General features: G+C 66.2%; 13 protein-coding genes. 4 read left to right on the forward strand and 9 right to left on the reverse strand.

Annotated features, from left to right (window positions below; translation table 11 throughout):
• Positions 1–2 precede the first annotated feature (2 nt).
• The 5 genes from F3N42_RS12690 to F3N42_RS12710 are packed head-to-tail and all read right to left on the reverse strand — an operon-like array spanning position 3 to position 5,975.
• Positions 3–845 carry a phytanoyl-CoA dioxygenase family protein gene (locus tag F3N42_RS12690; protein WP_224784914.1) on the reverse strand — a complete coding sequence of 281 codons (843 nt, stop codon included), beginning with the start codon at positions 843–845 and terminating at the stop codon, positions 3–5.
• A 19-nt stretch (positions 846–864) separates the two neighbouring features.
• On the reverse strand, positions 865–1,671 hold the full coding sequence (locus F3N42_RS12695; protein WP_150864846.1) for a sugar-binding protein: 807 nt from the start codon (positions 1,669–1,671) through the stop codon (positions 865–867).
• Entirely contained in the window at positions 1,668–2,213 is a 546-nt protein-coding gene (locus F3N42_RS12700) for a gluconokinase (RefSeq protein ID WP_150864847.1), read from the reverse strand. Before F3N42_RS12700 ends, F3N42_RS12695 begins: the two co-directional genes overlap by 4 nt.
• On the reverse strand, positions 2,210–4,603 hold the full coding sequence (locus F3N42_RS12705) for a GH36-type glycosyl hydrolase domain-containing protein (protein WP_224784915.1): 2,394 nt from the start codon (positions 4,601–4,603) through the stop codon (positions 2,210–2,212). The genes F3N42_RS12700 and F3N42_RS12705 overlap by 4 nt, the downstream gene beginning before the upstream one ends.
• Positions 4,569–5,975 carry an MFS transporter gene (locus F3N42_RS12710; RefSeq protein WP_150864848.1) on the reverse strand — a complete coding sequence of 469 codons (1,407 nt, stop codon included), beginning with the start codon at positions 5,973–5,975 and terminating at the stop codon, positions 4,569–4,571. The genes F3N42_RS12705 and F3N42_RS12710 overlap by 35 nt, the downstream gene beginning before the upstream one ends.
• 172 nt (positions 5,976–6,147) lie before the next feature.
• On the opposite strand from F3N42_RS12710, the gene F3N42_RS12715 reads away from it, so the two are divergent.
• Positions 6,148–8,670: a glycoside hydrolase family 3 protein gene (locus tag F3N42_RS12715; protein ID WP_150864849.1), complete on the forward strand. Its 2,523-nt coding sequence runs from the start codon at positions 6,148–6,150 to the stop codon at positions 8,668–8,670.
• A gap of 25 nt (positions 8,671–8,695) precedes the next feature.
• Here the strand turns inward: F3N42_RS12715 and F3N42_RS12720 are convergent, their stop codons facing one another.
• Complete coding sequence (locus tag F3N42_RS12720; protein WP_150864850.1) at positions 8,696–9,703, reverse strand: LacI family DNA-binding transcriptional regulator; 1,008 nt, start codon at positions 9,701–9,703, stop codon at positions 8,696–8,698.
• A 154-nt stretch (positions 9,704–9,857) separates the two neighbouring features.
• On the opposite strand from F3N42_RS12720, the gene F3N42_RS12725 reads away from it, so the two are divergent.
• A complete protein-coding gene (locus F3N42_RS12725; protein WP_150864851.1) occupies positions 9,858–10,865 on the forward strand; it encodes a DUF481 domain-containing protein in 1,008 nt (335 codons plus the stop codon).
• Between the two features lie 210 nt (positions 10,866–11,075).
• On the opposite strand, the gene F3N42_RS12730 is transcribed toward F3N42_RS12725, so the two are convergent.
• From F3N42_RS12730 to F3N42_RS12740, 3 genes are all read right to left on the reverse strand, one after another.
• Complete coding sequence (locus F3N42_RS12730) at positions 11,076–12,368, reverse strand: NAD(P)/FAD-dependent oxidoreductase (RefSeq protein WP_150864852.1); 1,293 nt, start codon at positions 12,366–12,368, stop codon at positions 11,076–11,078.
• A 21-nt stretch (positions 12,369–12,389) separates the two neighbouring features.
• Positions 12,390–14,774: a Lon protease family protein gene (locus tag F3N42_RS12735; protein ID WP_150864853.1), complete on the reverse strand. Its 2,385-nt coding sequence runs from the start codon at positions 14,772–14,774 to the stop codon at positions 12,390–12,392.
• Between the two features lie 71 nt (positions 14,775–14,845).
• Complete coding sequence (locus F3N42_RS12740) at positions 14,846–15,820, reverse strand: alpha/beta fold hydrolase (protein WP_191621404.1); 975 nt, start codon at positions 15,818–15,820, stop codon at positions 14,846–14,848.
• On the opposite strand from F3N42_RS12740, the gene F3N42_RS12745 reads away from it, so the two are divergent.
• Both F3N42_RS12745 and F3N42_RS12750 read left to right on the forward strand, forming a co-directional pair.
• Positions 15,819–16,421 carry a peptidylprolyl isomerase gene (locus F3N42_RS12745; protein WP_224784917.1) on the forward strand — a complete coding sequence of 201 codons (603 nt, stop codon included), beginning with the start codon at positions 15,819–15,821 and terminating at the stop codon, positions 16,419–16,421. The genes F3N42_RS12740 and F3N42_RS12745 overlap by 2 nt on opposite strands.
• A gap of 28 nt (positions 16,422–16,449) precedes the next feature.
• Positions 16,450–17,331 (forward strand): DMT family transporter, encoded by an 882-nt coding sequence (locus F3N42_RS12750; protein ID WP_150864855.1) that lies wholly within the window; start codon positions 16,450–16,452, stop codon positions 17,329–17,331.
• The last annotated feature ends 7 nt before the right edge of the window (positions 17,332–17,338 follow it).

The following is a 17,338-nucleotide window of genomic DNA, read 5'->3' on the forward strand; positions in this document are numbered from 1 at the left end:
GATCAGACGGCGAAATCACCCAGCTGGGGGCGCTGCAGCCAGTTGCTGTCGCGCCACGCCGCGCCACGGTTGGCAAAGTGCATGGTGAACGCCATGCGCGATCGGTCGGAGCGGTTGACCGCGCTGTAGTGCGGCAGGTGATCGCTGAATAGCACCAGTGTGCCGGCCGGGACTTCCAGGGCCCGGGCCTGCTCGGTAGTGGGCCACGGCGAAGGGTCCAGCGACCGAAGCCGGCCGCAGCGGCGTTCCCAGTCCACTTCATGGGTTTCCCGTAGCGGACCGAGATGGCCGCCCGGCGCCACCCACAGGCAGCCGTTGTCGCGGTCGGCATCCTCCAGCGCCACCCAGGCGCCGATCACGCCGGGCGGGCCGGCGTCCAGGTAGGTGGCATCCTGGTGCCAGCCGACCTCGCCGCCGATTCCCGGCTGCTTGAAGATCACCATGGTCTGCACCAGCACCGGTTGGTCATGCCCCAGTTCCCGCAACACCCGCCCCAGCAACGGCTGGCGGCAAAACGCGCCGAACGCCGGGTCCAGGTCATGCAGCGCATGGCCGATCTTGTTGATGGCCCGAGCTTTGGGCCGCGTCAGTCGCCCCTGCGCATCCACCGCGCCTTCTTCCAGGAAGCAGTGAACGGCCTCGGCAGAGTCAAGAAAGTAATCATCATTGGCGGTGTCACGATCCACCGTGCTGAACACCGTACGATGCGCATCGGCATCAAACCGGTCGACGATGCATTCCGCCGCTGCCCGAAGCCGCGCAAGCTGATCATCGCCAAACGCATTCTCCAGCACGATGTAACCATCGCGCCGAAAAACCACCCGGCTCGCCACGTTACGCGTCACGCGTCACGCGTCACCGACGTCACGGCTTGAGGACGAGCTTGCCGAACACGCCCGCGTCAATCCAGCCACGGTTGCGGTCGCCGTCCACGGGCTCGATCTCCATGTCGCCAACGAAATGCTCGCGGCCTTCGCCGGGGACATCGGCATCGCAATAGGCGACCATGAAGCCGAGTTCCTTGCCGGCCGAGAGCGTGACCGGGCGTGCCGGGGTCTCGCCGGTGGCGTAGCTGTCCTTGAAGTTGCTGCCGTAGACGGTGATGCGCACTTCCCAGTAAACGTACTTGCCGGCGTCGTGGCTGCGTTGCCAGCGTGACAGGATGTGATCGGGGAACACGCGGATAAACTGCTTGCCCGCGGCTTCGTCTTCCGGCGACCGGAACGGGCCGGTGTCGACGGCCTGGTTATCCAGCCCGACGTGATAGGCGAAGGCGTTGTAGTTGAACTGGTGATCACCGTTGCTGTCGTCCTCGTCGACGAAGATCTCCAGCGTGTCGTCTTCCCAGTAGTGGTCCAGTGGATCGGGGTGCGAATCGAGCAGGACATCGTCGGTGATCTGCGCCAGCAGGTACAGGTGGTCACGGGTCCAGACCACCTTGTAGCGGCCGGAAAAGTCGTCCGATGAGGGCATGTCACCCAGCATCAGCTTGTCCATGGGCCGCCAGGCTGCGGCTTCCCAGGCCGGGTCGGACGGGTCGCCGTCAACGATCGGCGCCTCCTTCGCGAACGGCGCCTGCAGCGTCATCCGGGTGCTGGCGGCCTGGCCGGTGCCGGTTGCGAGCAGGGTCGCGACGGCCGCCATAAAAGCGACCGCAGTTTGGCTGTTCATGTCTCACTCCTCCTCCCGTTCGCCCGCAGAAAGTCCCGCGTGGCTTCAACGGCCTGTTCGATCACCTGCTCAACCGACACGCTGACATCGATGTCGATGACATCCGGCTCAGCGTCAGTCGGGTCCAGGTCGTGATACTGGCTGGCCAGCAGCGCGGGTGGCATGAAGTGCCCGGTCCGCGCGGCCATGCGCGCCGCGATCACATCCTGTTCGCCATGCAGGTGCAGGTACAGCACAGGGTAACCCAATGTCCGCATGCGGTCACGGTGAATGCGGCGTAAGCCGCTGAAAGCCAAGGCGCAATCGTTGCCGGTGCGCAGGGCTTCCCCGACCACGGCGCACAGGCGGTTCATCCAGGGTTCGCGGTGTTCGTCGCTCAGGGGTTGGCCGGCCGCCATGCGCGCAATGTTTTCCGGTGGGTGGTGGTCATCGGCTTCGACCCAGCTCATGTCCAGGATGTCGGCCAGGGCCCTGGCGACCGTGGATTTGCCGCAGCCACTGACGCCCATGCAGGCGACCAGGATGGGTTGACGTGCGCTCATGCTCGGGGCAGCCGGACGTCGACGGTGTAGTGGCGGCCGGGCTCGATGTCGCTGATGATGGCGTCATCGCAGGCCACGCCATTCACCGTGACCCGGGGGTGCCGGATGCCGTCCTGGCGCTGATAACTCACCTCGAAATCGGCGCCCCGAAAACGCCGGAGTGCACGGGCACTTTCCCAACCCGAGGGCAATTGCGGTGCGACACGCAGCCCCTGGTCGCAGCCACGCAGGCCGAACAGGTCCTCGACCAGGATCCGGTACAGCCACGGCGCGGTGCCGGTGTTGATCAGTTGGCTGGAACGCCCGGCGGTGCGGGGGTGCAGCTCATACGCGCCGCGATAGTAATTGGGCACGAACACCGGCAACTGGCCGCGTTGCAGCCGGTCTTCGGTATCGGGGCCGGGCAGCATGCGCCGCAGCGTGGCGAAGGCGCGGTCCGGCTCGCCGATGGCGTACAGCGCGCGGACCCAGAACGCGGCGGCATGGTTGTAGACAGAGCCGTTCTCCGCCGAGCCGGGGTGCTTCTGCGTCAGCCGGCCGATGTGCTCGTGCATGCGGGTGTACGGCGGCCCCAGCATCGTGGTGCCGTAGGGCGTATCCAGGTGCTTCTCGACGGCGGCCAGCATGGACGCCTGCTGGTCGGCACTGGCGATGCCCGCCAGCAGGGCCCAGCTCTGGGCGTTCAGGTAGATTTTGCCCTCGTCTTCGCTGGCCACGCCGAAGGGGCGGCCGTCGTCGGTGATGCCGCGGGCGAACCAGCCGCCGTCCCACAGGTGTTCGCGCACGGCGCGGACGCAGTCGTCGGCCAGCGTGTTCATGGTCGCGGCGGTATTGGTGTCGCCGGTGCGTCGGCAGATCGACGCCCAGGTCTGCAGCGCGAATGCGGTGGCCATGGTCAGCCAGCCGGATACGCCGCGGCCGGCCGGGCCCACCATGTTCATCGGGTCGCACCAGTCGCCCTGGGCGATCAGGGACAGGCCGCGTGCGTCGCGGTTGTCGGCCAGCCAGTGCATCGCGGTGCTCACGCGCTCGCCGACGCTGCGCGCGGGGCCCTCCGTGGCGGAGATAGGCTCGTCAAGAAAGGCCGTGTCGCCAGTCTCGTCCAGCCAGGCCTCCAGCACCAGCGGCACCCAGCAGGCATGGTCGGTGTGCGGGACCTGGTTGATGTAGGTGAGCTCGGCGTCGGCGTTCAGCAGGATGCCGTCGGGCATGGCGCCGCTGGCTTCCTGCTGCGCCAGCGCGTGGCGCAGGGCCTGGCGCGTCGCACCCGGGTCGACGTAGGCCATGCCCAGCGCGTCCTGCAGGTAATTGCGGGTTTGTGGGTCAGTGGTCAGCCGGTTGGTCTGGCCCTGGTAGTGGACCTGGCGGGGCAGCCAACGGTTGGCGAAGGCGTCCAGTTCGGCGTCCGGGCTGTGCATCTCCAGCGTGCCGCGACCGCGGGCCTGGTAGGCCCGCAGGCTTTCGGCGGCCTGTTCGAAGCCGCCGTCGCACAGGTAGCGCTCGCCCAGGGCCTGGATGTCATCCGCGGTCTTCGCCGGGCCGAACAGGAACCGGAATGATCTGGTTTCTCCGGGCTCGAGGGTCAAGCGGTAGTGCAGGGCGGCGAGCGGTGTTTCGTAGATGGCGTCGCCGTTTTGCAGCCCGCCGCGGGTGACCGCGTCCGGCGCATGCAGGCCGCCTTCGCCTTCGAAGGGCTCGCGCGCGGCTTCCCAGCCGTTCGGCGCTGTGCCGGGGAGCAGGAAGGTCAGGTCTTTCATTTCCCGGACTTTCGGCCAGTCATCCAGCTTCTGGTAAGGCGTCACGCAACGCGCCACCAGCGCGCCCAGTGCCGGGTCCCAGGCCGCCGACTGGTTCATCCAGCTCATGTAACCGACGGTGAAATACGGGAACAGCGACAGCCGCCGCGCCCGGTCGCCGGGGTTGCTGACCGTGATGGTCCACAACTCGACCACGTCGTCGGCTGGCAGGGCCAGGGTCATGTCGACCTCCACACCCAGGTTGCGAACCCGCCATTGGATGTCGGCAGAGCCGGCCGAGAACAGGAAGTCTTCCGGCGGTCGCCGCACCGGCTCATGGGGCGCGGAGAAGAACGCACCGTCGTCGTCGTCGCGGACGTAGACGAAGCGGCCCGGCTGGTGCGGATAGGGCGGTTGCTCCGGCTGCAGGAAGGTCTTTGCTTCCAGGTTGGGGGCGTACGAGTAACGCGCCGGCTCCGGCTGCATGTGCCGGGCGTCGACATGGCCACGACAGTTGGCCTGGACCACCAGGTGCGGGTTCCACAGGTAGGCCGTGGCCCGTGGCATGGCCAGCGGGCAAGTCAGTTCAACGCGGCCGTCGGCGTCCGGCCGGACCGGGTCAGGTCGCGTCATCGGCACGGGCGTCGAGCTCATCCTGGATCTTCTGCAACTGCGGGCCGGTCAGGTTGTAGAACGAGATGACCACTACGGCGAGCAAGGCGAACGCGCCCGGGATGGCCGTCTGCAGCAGGTTGATGCCGGCCTGCGAGGCGCCGCTCTGGGCCTCCTTGGCGATGTAGCCAATCGCTGCCAGGATCCACAGCATGCCGGCCGAGCCCAGCGAGCCGCCCAGTTTCTGCGCAAAGGTAGCAGCGGAGAAGGTCATCGCGGTGGCGCGGCGGCCGTTCTTCCACTCGTTATAGTCCGCGGTGTCTGCATACATGGACCAGGTCAGCGGCGATTTCGGCCCCAGCGCCAGGCTGATCAGGATATTCAGCGTGAACATCGCCCAGATCATGTCCTTCGGCACAAAATAAAACAGCACCGACAGCCCGCCGACCGTGCCCATCAGCAGCATCAGCAGTTTCGCCTTGTCGATGTAGCGGGTCATGACCGGGGCCAGCACCGCGCCGGCGGCGTAGGCGATCATTTGCCAGAACAGGTAGCTGGAGAGCAGGTCGGGCCGCTCCACGTAGTAGTGGAAGTAGTAGTACGCGGAGCCGGCACGCATGGTGAACGTCATCATGATCACCATGGCCAGGATGAACAGGATGATCCACGGGCGGTTGCCGAGCAGGTCCTGGATGTCGCGCAGCGGGTGCGTGGGCGCCTGGCTGGCCGGTGGCTCGATACGCTCGCGGGTGGTGAAGAACGTCACTGCGAAGATGATCGCGGCCAGTGCGCCGTAGAGCACCAGGGTCATTTGCCAGCCACGGATCTCGTTGCCGCCGCCAAAGTACTCCACCAGCGGCAGCGTGTACTTGTTGACCAGTGCGCCACAAGTGAAAGCGAAGATGAAGCGCGCGCTGATCAGCGTGGTGCGCTCCTGGCTGCTGGCGGTCATCACGCCGGACAGCGCCGAGTAGGGCGTGTTGAGCATGGTGTAGAACAGCATCAGCACGGAATACGTCGCATAGGCCCAGACCAGCTTGCCGCCTTCGCCCAGGTCCGGCGTGGTGAAGGTGAGCACGCCGGCGGCGGCCATGGGCAGCCCGCCGAACAGCAGCCAGGGGCGGAACTTGCCCCAGCGAGATTTCGTGCGGTCGGCGATGGCCCCCATCATCGGGTCGGTGAAAGCATCGATGATGCGGGTCACGAAGATCATGGTGCCGGCTGCGGCGGCCGAGATGCCGAAGACATCGGTGTAGAACGCCGCAATAAACGAGGCGATGGTGGTCCAGTAGAAGTTGAAGCCGAAGTCGCCGAGTCCGTAGCCGAGTTTCTCACCCCAGCCGAGCCGGGCCTGGCGGCCGGTCGCGGCGGTGGGGCCGGGTGTGGGGTTTGCCCCCTGAGCCTGTTGATTCATTGTGTGTTTTGCTCCTTTTGGGCTATTCTGCCTCAACTTCGACGAATAATGACAGCGTTGGTCAATCAGGCCGGACGACCCGTGTGCCGGCTTTTTTGTTTCCAAACGCGATAAACACTGGAGAACGACGTTGAATTTCACCCGTACGATGCTTTTCGCTGCAGTTTCCACGATGTTGATGACGGCGTGTGGCCCGTCCGAGCCCGCTGGCGAGCCCCAGGCTGCCGCCGAGGCTGAGCCGGCGGCAACCCAGCCGGCGGTGGAAACCACTACGCCGGTTGAGCAGGCCGGCGCCGGGATTGACGCCGACAACTGGCCGGCGCAGTCCTCGCCGTTCCAGCGCGACCCCGCCATGGAGGCCGAGATCGAGGCCTTGATGGCGAAAATGACACTGGAGGAAAAGGTCGGGCAGGTGATCCAGCCGGACATCGCCTCGGTGACCCCCGCGGATGTGAAAAAGTACCACCTGGGCTCGGTGCTCAACGGCGGTGGCTCGGCACCGCAGGGTGACCTGCGCATCGAGCCGCAGGCCTGGCTGGACCTGGCCGATGAATTCTGGGATGTGTCCACCGACACGTCCGACGGCTACCTGGGCATTCCCGCCATCTGGGGTACCGATGCCGTGCATGGCCATGGCAACGTCACCGGCGCGACGCTGTTCCCGCACAACATCGGCCTGGGCGCCGCCAACGACCCGGAGCTGATGGAGCGGATCGGCGAGATCACCGCGCTGGAGATGCTGGCGACCGGCATGGACTGGACCTTCGCGCCGACCATCGCCGTGGTCCGCAACGATCGCTGGGGGCGGACCTACGAGGGCTATTCCGAAGACCCGCGCATTGTTGCCGAGTACGCGCCGCGAATCATCACCGGCATCCAGGGCCGGCCGGGTGACGACGACTTCCTGCGCGACGGACACATGATTGCCACCGCCAAGCACTTCGTTGGCGACGGCGGCACCGTCAACGGCCATGACCAGGGCAATAACGTGGCCACCGAGGCCGAACTGCGCGATATCCATGCCGCCGGCTACCCGCCGGCCATCGCCGCCGGCGTGCAGACCGTCATGGCGTCGTTCAACAGCTTCCACGGCCGCAAGCTGCATGGCTACGACGCGCTGCTCACCGACGTGCTGGTCGGGCGCATGGGCCTGGACGGCTTCGTGGTGGGTGACTGGAACGGCCACGGCCAGGTGGCTGGATGCAGTAACACCGCCTGCGCGCAGTCGTTCAATGCCGGCCTGGACATGTTCATGGCGCCGGACAGCTGGAAGGGCCTGTACGAGAACACGCTGGAGCAGGTCCGCTCGGGCGAGATCAGCATGGCGCGCCTGGACGAGGCCGTGGCCCGCATCCTGCGGGTGAAGTTCCGCGCCGACGTGTTCAACGCCGGGCGGCCGTCCTCGCGTGATCGCGCCGGTGATTTCGAGCTGCTGGGTGCGCCGGCGCATCGAGCCGTGGCCCGCGAGGCCGTTCGCAAGTCGCTGGTGCTGCTGAAGAACGCCAACGGCGTGCTGCCCATCGCCGCCGATGCCACGGTGCTGGTGGCCGGCGACGGTGCCCACGACATCGGCAAGCAGTCCGGCGGCTGGACCCTGTCCTGGCAGGGCACCGGCAACCAGAACTCGGACTTTCCCAATGCCACGTCCATCTACGACGGCTTCGCCGAGGTGCTGGCCGCGAACGGCGGCCGCGCGGTGCTGAGCGAGAGCGGCGACTGGGAAGAGAAGCCGGACGTCGCCGTGGTGGTCTTCGGTGAAGACCCGTACGCCGAGGGCGTGGGTGACCGCAAGCACGTGGACTACGTGCCGCACGACGGCCTGGAGCTGCTTCGCCGCTTCCGCGAAGACGGCATTCCCGCCGTCGCCGTGTTCCTGTCCGGGCGGCCGATGTACGTGAATCCGGAACTGAACGCGTCCGATGCTTTCGTCGCGGCCTGGCTGCCGGGTGGCGAAGGTGCGGGCATCGCCGACGTGCTGGTGGCCGCTGCCGACGGCGCGCCGGCCCACGACTTTACCGGCCGGCTGTCATTCAGCTGGCCGCGTGACCCCGAACAAGTGGAGGTCAACGTGGGCGATGCCGACTACGACCCGCTGTTCGCCTACGGCTTCGGACTGTCCTACGGCGATGAGGGCGCATTGGCGGCGCTGCCGGAAGATGCCGACACGGTGGCCGCGAATATCGGCGAGCTGATGGCGTTCGGCGACCCCGTGGGCACCTGGGAGCTGGCCCTGCAGGATGACGGCCGCAACCGCGTTCACGACAGCCGCGGCGCCAGCCACGGTGGCAACGTCAGCGTGCAGCCCTTCGACGACGAGGTGCAGGAAGACGCACTGCGCGTGACCTGGACCGGCCCGGCGGCGCTGGTCATCGAGGGGCCGTCGCGTGATTTCACGGGCATGCAGGGCGCCGCGCTGGAGATCACCTTCTCCATGCAGTCACTGGGTGACGCCAATATGAGCGTGGGCATGCACGATGGCAGCTACAAGTTCCGCGAGATGGATGTCTCCGGTCCGGCGGCCGGCATGGTCGGCCAGGGCTGGCAGACCCAGCAAATCGACCTGGCCTGTTTTGGTGGCCAGGGCGTGACCCTGTCCGACCTGACGGCACCCTTCGTGCTGACGGCCACGGGGCCGGCGGAAGTATTGCTGAAGTCGGTGCGGGTGGTGGAGAACGCGGCGGCCGGCGACTGCTGAGCCATCGGCCTGGGTGTCGGCGCCGTCAGTCCGGTGCTGGCCCCGTTGAATCGCGCAGCACCAGTGCCGAGTCCAGCACGTGGGCGTTGTTTTCCATGCCGGGGTTGGTGACACGGTCGATCAGCAGTTGGGCCGCGGTGTGGGCCATGTCTTCCATGGGTTGCCGAACGGTGGTCAGGCCGGGCGTCAGCTGGCCTGCCAGTGGAATATCATCAAAGCCGGTGACCGACAGGTCGCCGGGAACGGAGACGCCGGCCTCGTGGGCGGCGCGGATCACGCCCGCGGCCATGTGGTCATTGGCGCAGACGATCGCGGTCGGCCGGGGGTTCAACCCAAGCAGTTCCTTGCCGCAGCGGCGCCCCGATTCGAACGCGTTATCGCCCACCGGCGCCGCCATGCTTTCCAGCCCGGCGGCCGCCATGCCATCAAGGTAGCCCCGGTAGCGGTTGCCCATGGCCTTGTGATCGGGGTGCCCGCGTACGTAGGCGATGCGGCGATGCCCCAGCCCTTCAAGGTGCTCGATGAGCTGGCGGCTGATGTGGCGGTCGTTGGTGTCGACCGACCAGCCCGCGTCGCCTTCGTCGGCTTTTGACAGCACGACGCTGGGAACGCGCAGTTCATCCAGCAACTCACGTACGCCAGCGCCGTCAGATATGGGCGGCGTTAGCAGCAGGCCATCAACGCGGCGGCTGGCCGCCAGTTCACGGATCTCGCCCAGCAACGCCTCACCCTTCTCATTACATGGGTGAATCAACAGCTCGTAATGGCGGTCGCGACAGGCGTCCAGCACACCGGCCTGGACACGGCTGGCATAGCTGGAGTTCTGCTGGTAGACCAGCCCCAGCAGGTAGGTTCGCTTGCCTGCCAGGCGCCGGGCCGAGGCATTGGGACGGTAGTCGAGGGCCACGATGGCCTGCTTGACCCGGTCGCGGGTGGCGTCACGAACCAGCGGCTCACCATTGAGCACCCGGGACACGGTCTTGATGGAAACGCCGGCCTCGCGGGCGACATCGTCGATGGTGGCTTTGGACACCGATGAGCATCCTCGAACAATATAGTGGCGCTAGGTATACCACATCCTTCACGCCCTGTTCGCAGGCGATGAGCTACAAAGGTATGCGCCAAGCGCTTGATTTGAGATAATAGGCGGCTTTCCTGACCACTTTGAAAATGTCCCTGGGGGGAACATGAACTTTAAGACCCTGTCCGTTGCGGCACCTTTTGTGCTGTCACTCGTCCTGCCGCTGAGCGCGGTGGCCAATGATCGCCTGGTAATGAAGAACGGCGACACCATCACCGGTGAAATTTCCAAGATCGTCGATGACGAAGTCTGGATCGATCCCGGCTACGCTGATGAGTTCGCGGTTGATATCGCCGAGGTCGTGAGTGTGCACACAGACCAGCCCTTCGAGATCGAGCTGCCGAACGAGGAAATCGTCAACGGCCAGATCGAGCTGACTGATGCCGGTGAGCAGGTCGTGATCATCGATGGCACGGCCCGCCCGGTCTCGCTGGCCGACATTGCCCGCGCCGAGGAGCCCGAGCCGTACTACGACTGGAGCGCGACGGTGAACTTCAACGCCACCGACAACTCCGGCAACACCGACTCCTACAACACGCTGCTGTACGGCGCCGGCATGTTCAAGCATGGCGACCACCGTCACACCGGTGACCTGACGTTTGCGCGCGAAGAGATCGACGGCAACCAGACCAAGGACCAGGACCTGCTCAACTACAACTACAACTGGTTGTTTGCTGACCCCTGGTACATGGGTGGTTCTTTCACCTACGAGCGTGACCCGGTGCGTGAACTGGATCATCGTTACACCGCCGGCCTGATCTTCGGTCGCGACATCTTCGACACCTCCAGCCGCTTCCTGAGCATCTCGATCGGCCTGGGTTATTCCGACGAGGAAATTGGTGGCGTGAGCACGTCCGGTTCGGTGGGTCTTTGGAAGCTGAACTACACGCAGGCCATGTGGAGCGGCATCGACTTCTTCCACAATGACAGCGTGACGTACCAGTTCTACGACAACAACAACACCATCATCAAGACCAACACCGGTTTCATGTTTGACCTGTGGGGCGACCTGTACGCCAACCTGTCATTCCGCTACGACTACGAAACCGAGCCGGCGCCGGGCGTTGAGAACTACGACTCTACGCTGGCTGTTGGCCTGGGCTACGATTTCTGACGAAGTCCGCCTGCCCCGTGACGCGGGGCAGGCTTTTCGCGTGAGCGGGGGAGTTTTACCAATCCCCGGACACGCTGTGAATACATCCCTGTACGCTCATCGGCGGCATCCCTGCCGCCGATGGTCCGGGGCTTGGCAAAACTCCCCCGCTCCGGAATGCTCTTCGCGTCACGCGTCACGCGTCACGCGTCACGCGTCACGCGTCACGCGTCACCGCAACAGGTCCCTGAGGCGGTAGTAGAGCATCCCCAGCGCCAGTACCTGGTTGCCGAATACGCGGCCGCCTGGAATGCGGTGGTGCGGCATGGCGGCGAACAGGTCAAAGGCTTCCGTGTTGCCGTTGATGGCGTCGGCCAGTACCTCGCCCATGATGTGGCTGGTGTTGACGCCGTGGCCGCTGTAGCCCTGCGCGTACCAGACGTTGTCATTGATTCGGCCCAGCATGGGCACGCGGTTGAGCACGATGCCGATCTTGCCGCCCCACTCGTAGTCGATGCGGGTGTCGCGCAGTTCCGGGTACAGCTTCCACATGCGTGGCGCCATGGCGCTGCGGATGCTCTTGGGGTCGCGCCCCGAGTAGTTGCAGCGGCCGCCGAACAGCATCCGTCCGTCCGCGGAAAGGCGGAAGTAATCGAGGATATCCTTCATCTCGCAGATGGAGGCGTTTAGCGGATTGATGCGTTGCCGCGTGGCCGCGTCCAGGGGTTCGGTGGCGATGATGTAGCTGCCGGCCGGGAACAGGCGGCCGGACAGGGCGCCGGGTTCCAGCCGGTGGTAGGCGTTGCCGCCCAGGATGACCTGGTCGGCGATGACTTCGCCGTGCTCGGTGATCACCCGAGGCCGCTGGTCATGGGCGATCGTGGTCACGGGTGACTGCTCGAAGACCAGCGCGCCCAGGTCGGCCGCGGCGCGGGCTTCACCCAGGCACAGGTTGAGCGGGTGCAGGTGGCCGTTGCGGCGTGTCAGCAGGGCGGCGATATAGGCGTCGGTGCCGGTTGCGTGGCAGGTCTCGTCACGGTCGAGCAGGCGAAACTCGTGTTCGTGGCCGGCGGCCTGCAATGCGCGGTACTGGTCCTGCAGGTCGGCCACGTGGTCGCGGTTCGAGGCGACTTCCAGGTAACCCGGTGCGTAGTCGCAATCGATGGCGTAGCGCTCGATGCGCTGCTGGACGATGTCGTTGCCGCGCCATTGCAGGCGCGCCAGGATGTCGCGCGCGCGGTCACCGAATCGTGTCTCCAGCCGGTGACTGCCGCTGATACCGTCGATCAGCTGGCCGCCGTTGCGGCCCGTGGCGCCCCAGCCGATGCGGTGCGCCTCCAGCACGGCCACGCGAAAGCCGCGTTCGGCCAGTGTCAGGGCGCTGGCAATGCCGGTGAAGCCGCCACCGACGATGGCGACATCCACGTCCAGCGTGCCTTCCAGGGCCGGGTAGCGGCGCCGGTCATTGGCGGTCGCCGCGTAGTAGCTGTCGACGTGCCCGGTCGGCTGATCGGTGGTGTTCATCGACCGCGCGGTAAGCCGGGTTCAGGACTTCCGCGCGATGGACATGCCGCTGAATTCCGCCGAGCGCTGGCGCGCGCGGCCGTACAGCGTGTCCGCGGGGTAAGGCTCGCCGCTTTCCGGGTCGCCGGCCGGCACGCCGGTGAGGACTTCCAGCGCTTCGCCGATGAACTCGACCGCGTAGACATGGAAGCGCCCGTCGGCGACCGCGTCCACCACGTCCTGCCGCAGCATCAGGTCGCCGGCATTGGCCCGGGGGATGATCACCCCCTGTTCGCCGGTCAGCCCCTGCGAGACACAGGCGTCGAAAAAGCCATCGACCTTTTCGTTGACGCCGCCGATGGCCTGCAGGTGGCCGCGCTGGTCGATGGCGCCGGTCATGGCCAGGCCCTGGTTGATCGGCGCGCCGGTGAGCGCGCTGACCAGGCAGCAGAACTCGGCGCCGGAAGCGGAGTCACCATCGATGCCGCCGTAGCTCTGCTCGAAGGCGATCGAGGCGCTGAAGGCCAGCGGGTGATCGGCACGCAGGATGTAGCGCAGCAGCCCGCCCAGGATGTGAAAGCCCTTGGTGTGGATGGAACCCGACAGCGCCGCCGCGCCCTCAATATCGATGACGCCGGCCCGGCCCGGGCCCACCGTTGCGGTAATGCGCGCCGGGAAACCGTAGCTCAGCGGACCGGCATGGATCACGGCCAGGCCGTTGATCTGGCCCGCGACCGCGCCGTCGGTTTCGATCCGCAGCGTGCGGTCGCTGATCATCTCCTGGAAACGCTTGGACGGCAGGCTGCCGCGGTAGCGCGTACGGCGGATGGTCTCCTCCACGTGCTCGCGGCCAACCGTTTCCTGGCCCGCCTTGCGGGCGATGAAAGCGGCCTCGCGGGTAATGTCGGCGACGCGGCCGAAGCGCGCCGTGATCTTGTCGTGACGCGCGGCGATACGCGCGCCATGTTCCGCCAGCGCGGCAACACCGGCGGCGGAAAAGTGCGGCAATCCTTCCATTTCGCAGATGTAGGCAACCACGCCGGCATACTGTTGCACGCCCTGCGGCGAGCGCTCGATCTGGTCGTCGAAATCCGCCAGCACCTTGAACAGATCAGAAAAGTCCTGGTCGTACTGGTCCAGCTGGTAGTAGAGATGGCCGTTGCCCAGCAGGATGACCCGCACTTCCACGTCGATGGGTTCCGGCTTCAGTGACTGGCTGGTCAGCGGCCAGCCCAGCTCGGCCGGCACGATCTCCACGCTGCGGGTGCGCAGCGCGCGCATCAGCAGGCGCCAGGCACCCGGCTCGGTGAGCACGTCATTGGCATCCAGTACCAGGAAGCCGCCATCCGCGCGCACCAGGGCGCCGGCGCGCACACCCTTGTAGTTGGCGACCACCTGGCCGCCGGCGACAAAGTCCGGTTCAACGCCGCCCAACAGGTTGGTCACCGTGGGGTTGTTCTCGGTGATGATGGGGCCTTCCCGGTCACAGTCGCCATGCGAGCAGATGACGTTGACGCCGTAAATGTCCGTGGCGTCCGGCAGGTTCTCGCTGGCATTGCCCGGCATGCGGTTCTCGGTGATATCGGCGACCACTTCGTCCAGGAAGGTTCGCACGGCGTCCTGCGGGAACGTCTCGCGCACCGGCTCGAACAGGCGCTCCAGCACCTGGCCGATTTCCTTTTCGACATAGGCCTGCAGGCTGTCCTTGCCGGCCTGGAAGGTCTTGCCGACGTCCAGCGTGACTTTCTCCAGGCGTTTGCTGTGCTCGCTGATTTTCTTCAGCAGCGCCTCGGCTTCTTCCTCGCTGACCTGGCCCTCGTTGACCAGCTTGCGCAGTTGCTCGGGCGGGACCGGTTCGCCGTCACGCATGGGGAAAATCACCGCGCGGCTGACCGGGCCGGTCTGCATCGGCACCAGCGCCAGGCCGTCGGCCTTCAGTTCGGCTTCCAGCGGCCCGGTGATCTCCGACACCTTGCGCTGGGTGTCTTCCTGGATGGCCTGGCGGGCCGCCATCGAGGCCGGTGACTCCAGGACCTCGCCCAGGCGCGTGTCGATGAACTCGCCCTTCTCGCGCATCATGCGCCGCAGCCGGGGGCCATGGCCCGCGGGCAGCGTCAGCAGGCGGGGGCGGTCCGGCTGGGTGAAGTTGTGCACGTAGCAGCGGTCCAGGCGGCGACGCGGCTTCGGCTTCAGTTCATTCAGCACCGAGCGCACCAGTGTCATGCGACCAGTGCCGGTCAGTCCGCGGACATAGATGTTCTGCCCCGGCGCGTCGCACTCGATGCCAAAGCGCATGGCCTCGATGGCGATGGGCTGGCCGACGATGCCCTCGGCCGGGTCGACCTCGGCCGTGGTGCTGAAATTTAGCTGGGTGTCATCGAATTGCCAACGCAGGGCGTCGGCGGAAAGCTTCGAGGGATGGTCCAAAACAGGCTCCGGTTACTGGCGGTCGTCCAGTGCCCGATTATAGGCCCACGCGGCAGGCCGCGCCGACCGGGTCAGGCAGGAAGCCAGCCGTGCTTGCGCGCAAACCGCCGCAACGCGCTGGCGGCGCGGGTGGGGCATTCCAGCATGACCATGTGGCCGCATTCGTCGTGGGTTACCACGTCCGCCTGGGCCAGGCAGCCTGCCAGCAAACCCGCGGCGGTCACGTCCATCACCTTGTCCTGTTCGCCCCATTCGACCAGTGTCGGCACGTCGATCTGCCGGGTAAGTGACTGCAACGACGGCGCGGTGCCCAGCACCTCGCCGGGCACCCGCTGGGTGATGGGCGACAGGCGGCGGGCATTCAGGAACGTGGCCCGCGCGATGGGGTAGGGCACCTGGGGGGCGCTGTTGAACAGCAGCCGGGTCAGGGTGCGGAAGTCGGCCATGCTGTCCATCTGGAACGGGTTCTCTCCGGCGGCCATCTGCTGGCCCAGCGCCGTTGCCGGAACGTCGGCGGTGCCAAACGGCGCCAGCAGCCACAGGCCCCGGGTTCGCCCGGGGTGACGCGCGGCAAACGCGGCCGCGACCCAGCCACCCACGGAGTTGCCGCCGATGATGCAGGACTTGATGCCCAGGCTGTCGAGCCAGTCAGCCAGCCGGTCCGCCATCGCCTCGATGCCTACCGGCTCCGGGGTGGGTGGAATGGCGGTGCTGAACCCCGCCATTTCCGGGATCAGTATGCGGAAATCACGGCGCAACTGCCCGGCGGCGCCCAGCCAGTGATCGGCCTCGCCGGCCATGCCGTGCAGCAGCACCAGGTCGGGCCCGGTACCGCCGTCCAGGTATCGCCAGGTGGTCTCCCCGGCCCGGATCGCGCGGGTTCGAAAGCCGGTGACCCGCCGGCCCAGGCGGGACAGCATCCACAGCCAGCGGCGCGGAATGACATACCAGCTGGCGACACCGGCCAGCAGAAAGGCCAACAGGTAGATCGAAGTGCGGTCCATATCGTTATCATAGGCGCTCAATTCGACCAGGACCTGTTTCATGACTTCCAAGATGCTTTCGGCGCTGGCCGCCATGGCCGTGATTTTCGTCCCGACCGCGGGTGCGTTCGAGTGTGACCCGGAGCCTGTTTTGCCGGGGAACGCGTTCCCGGTCGTGGTGATGGAAACCAGCATGGGCAATGTCGAAGTCGAACTCGACCGCCTGCGCGCACCGGCGACCGTCAACAATTTCCTCCGTTACGTGGTCGAGGGCAGTTACGACAACACGATCTTCCACCGCGTGATCGCGGGCTTCGTGGTGCAGGGCGGTGGCTATGACGGGGAGTTCGAGCAGCGCCCCGTGCATGACCCGGTCATGAACGAGTCCGGCAACGGCCTGGGCAATATCGCCTGGACCATCGCCATGGCGCGTTTCTCCGACCCGCATTCGGCCACCAGCCAGTTCTACTTCAACGTGGCGGACAACTCCGGCAAGCTCGACCCGAGCTCGCGCCAGTGGGGTTACACCGTTTTCGGCACCGTGATTGCCGGACAGGACGTGCTGGAAAAGATCGCCGCCGTGGAGACCGGCTACAACGCCGATGTCGACTTCCAGGACGTACCCCTGGTGCCGGTGATGCTCATCAAGGCCACGGTGCAGTAGCCACCATGTCCGGCCGCCGGTCCCGCTAATGGGCTGGGGTGAGTTTTACTCGCTGGCCTCGCCCATGGTCTGGGCGCTGGCCGTGGTGCTGTTCCGCCGCAGCGGCGAAACGCTGCCGCCCGTCGAGCTGAACCTGTGCAAGAACGGCATCGCCATCGCGCTGATGCTGCCGACGGTGCTGATCTGGGGCGGCTTGCAACCGCCCGCGATGACGGGTTGGGAGTGGTTGCTGGTGCTGGGGTCGGGGGCGCTGGGCATGGCACTGGGCGACTGGTTCTATTTCGAGGCCATCAATCGCCTGGGTGCGGGTCGCGGCGGCATTATCGGCAGCCTGCTCAGCCCGTTCGTTATCGTGCTGTCTGCGGTGTTCCTGGGAGAGCGGCTGGCGGGCCTGCAATGGCTGGGCTTCGCCCTGGTCATGGCGGGTATCGTCATGGTCACCTGGCGACGACGCCGCCGCGAGGTGACCGGAGACGACCTGCGCGCCGGCGTGATCTTCGGCGTACTGGCGATCTTCCTGTTCGCGCTGGCGATCGTCATGGTCAAGCCGGTGCTGGAGCAGCACGAGTTCACCTGGATCGTCCTGCTGCGCCTGCTGGCAGGGCTGGCCGGCATGCTGCTGATTGCCGGCTGGCGCTCGGGAGCGCGCCGAACCCTGGCGCGCTTTCGTGGTCCGCAACCGTGGGCGACCGTGATCTGGGCCTGCGTACTGGGCGGTTGGCTGTCGATGGTGCTGTGGCTGGCCGGCTACAAGCTCATACCCGCGTCCGAGGCGTCCATTTACAACGAAGCGCAGGGCGCCTTTATCGTCCTGTTCGCCTGGTGGATACTGAAAGAGCCCGTGACCACCCGCAAGCTGGTCGGCCTGGGGCTGACACTGGCCGGCGTGGTCACCATGCTGATGGCCTAGGAGGCAT

Source organism: Marinihelvus fidelis, from assembly GCF_008725655.1.
Taxonomy (GTDB): Bacteria; Pseudomonadota; Gammaproteobacteria; order Xanthomonadales; family SZUA-36; genus Marinihelvus; species Marinihelvus fidelis.

What these genes read in the sequence shown, in the direction of transcription:
- F3N42_RS12695 (WP_150864846.1), bottom strand. Translation starts at nt 1,671, where the DNA reads ATGAACAGCCAAACTGCGGTCGCTTTTATGGCGGCCGTCGCGACCCTG.
- F3N42_RS12700 (WP_150864847.1), bottom strand. Translation starts at nt 2,213, where the DNA reads ATGAGCGCACGTCAACCCATCCTGGTCGCCTGCATGGGCGTCAGTGGC.
- F3N42_RS12705 (WP_224784915.1), bottom strand. Translation starts at nt 4,603, where the DNA reads ATGAGCTCGACGCCCGTGCCGATGACGCGACCTGACCCGGTCCGGCCG.
- F3N42_RS12710 (WP_150864848.1), bottom strand. Translation starts at nt 5,975, where the DNA reads ATGAATCAACAGGCTCAGGGGGCAAACCCCACACCCGGCCCCACCGCC.
- F3N42_RS12715 (WP_150864849.1), top strand. Translation starts at nt 6,148, where the DNA reads ATGTTGATGACGGCGTGTGGCCCGTCCGAGCCCGCTGGCGAGCCCCAG.
- F3N42_RS12725 (WP_150864851.1), top strand. Translation starts at nt 9,858, where the DNA reads ATGAACTTTAAGACCCTGTCCGTTGCGGCACCTTTTGTGCTGTCACTC.
- F3N42_RS12730 (WP_150864852.1), bottom strand. Translation starts at nt 12,368, where the DNA reads ATGAACACCACCGATCAGCCGACCGGGCACGTCGACAGCTACTACGCG.
- F3N42_RS12745 (WP_224784917.1), top strand. Translation starts at nt 15,819, where the DNA reads ATGACTTCCAAGATGCTTTCGGCGCTGGCCGCCATGGCCGTGATTTTC.
- F3N42_RS12740 (WP_191621404.1), bottom strand. Translation starts at nt 15,820, where the DNA reads ATGAAACAGGTCCTGGTCGAATTGAGCGCCTATGATAACGATATGGAC.
- F3N42_RS12750 (WP_150864855.1), top strand. Translation starts at nt 16,450, where the DNA reads ATGGGCTGGGGTGAGTTTTACTCGCTGGCCTCGCCCATGGTCTGGGCG.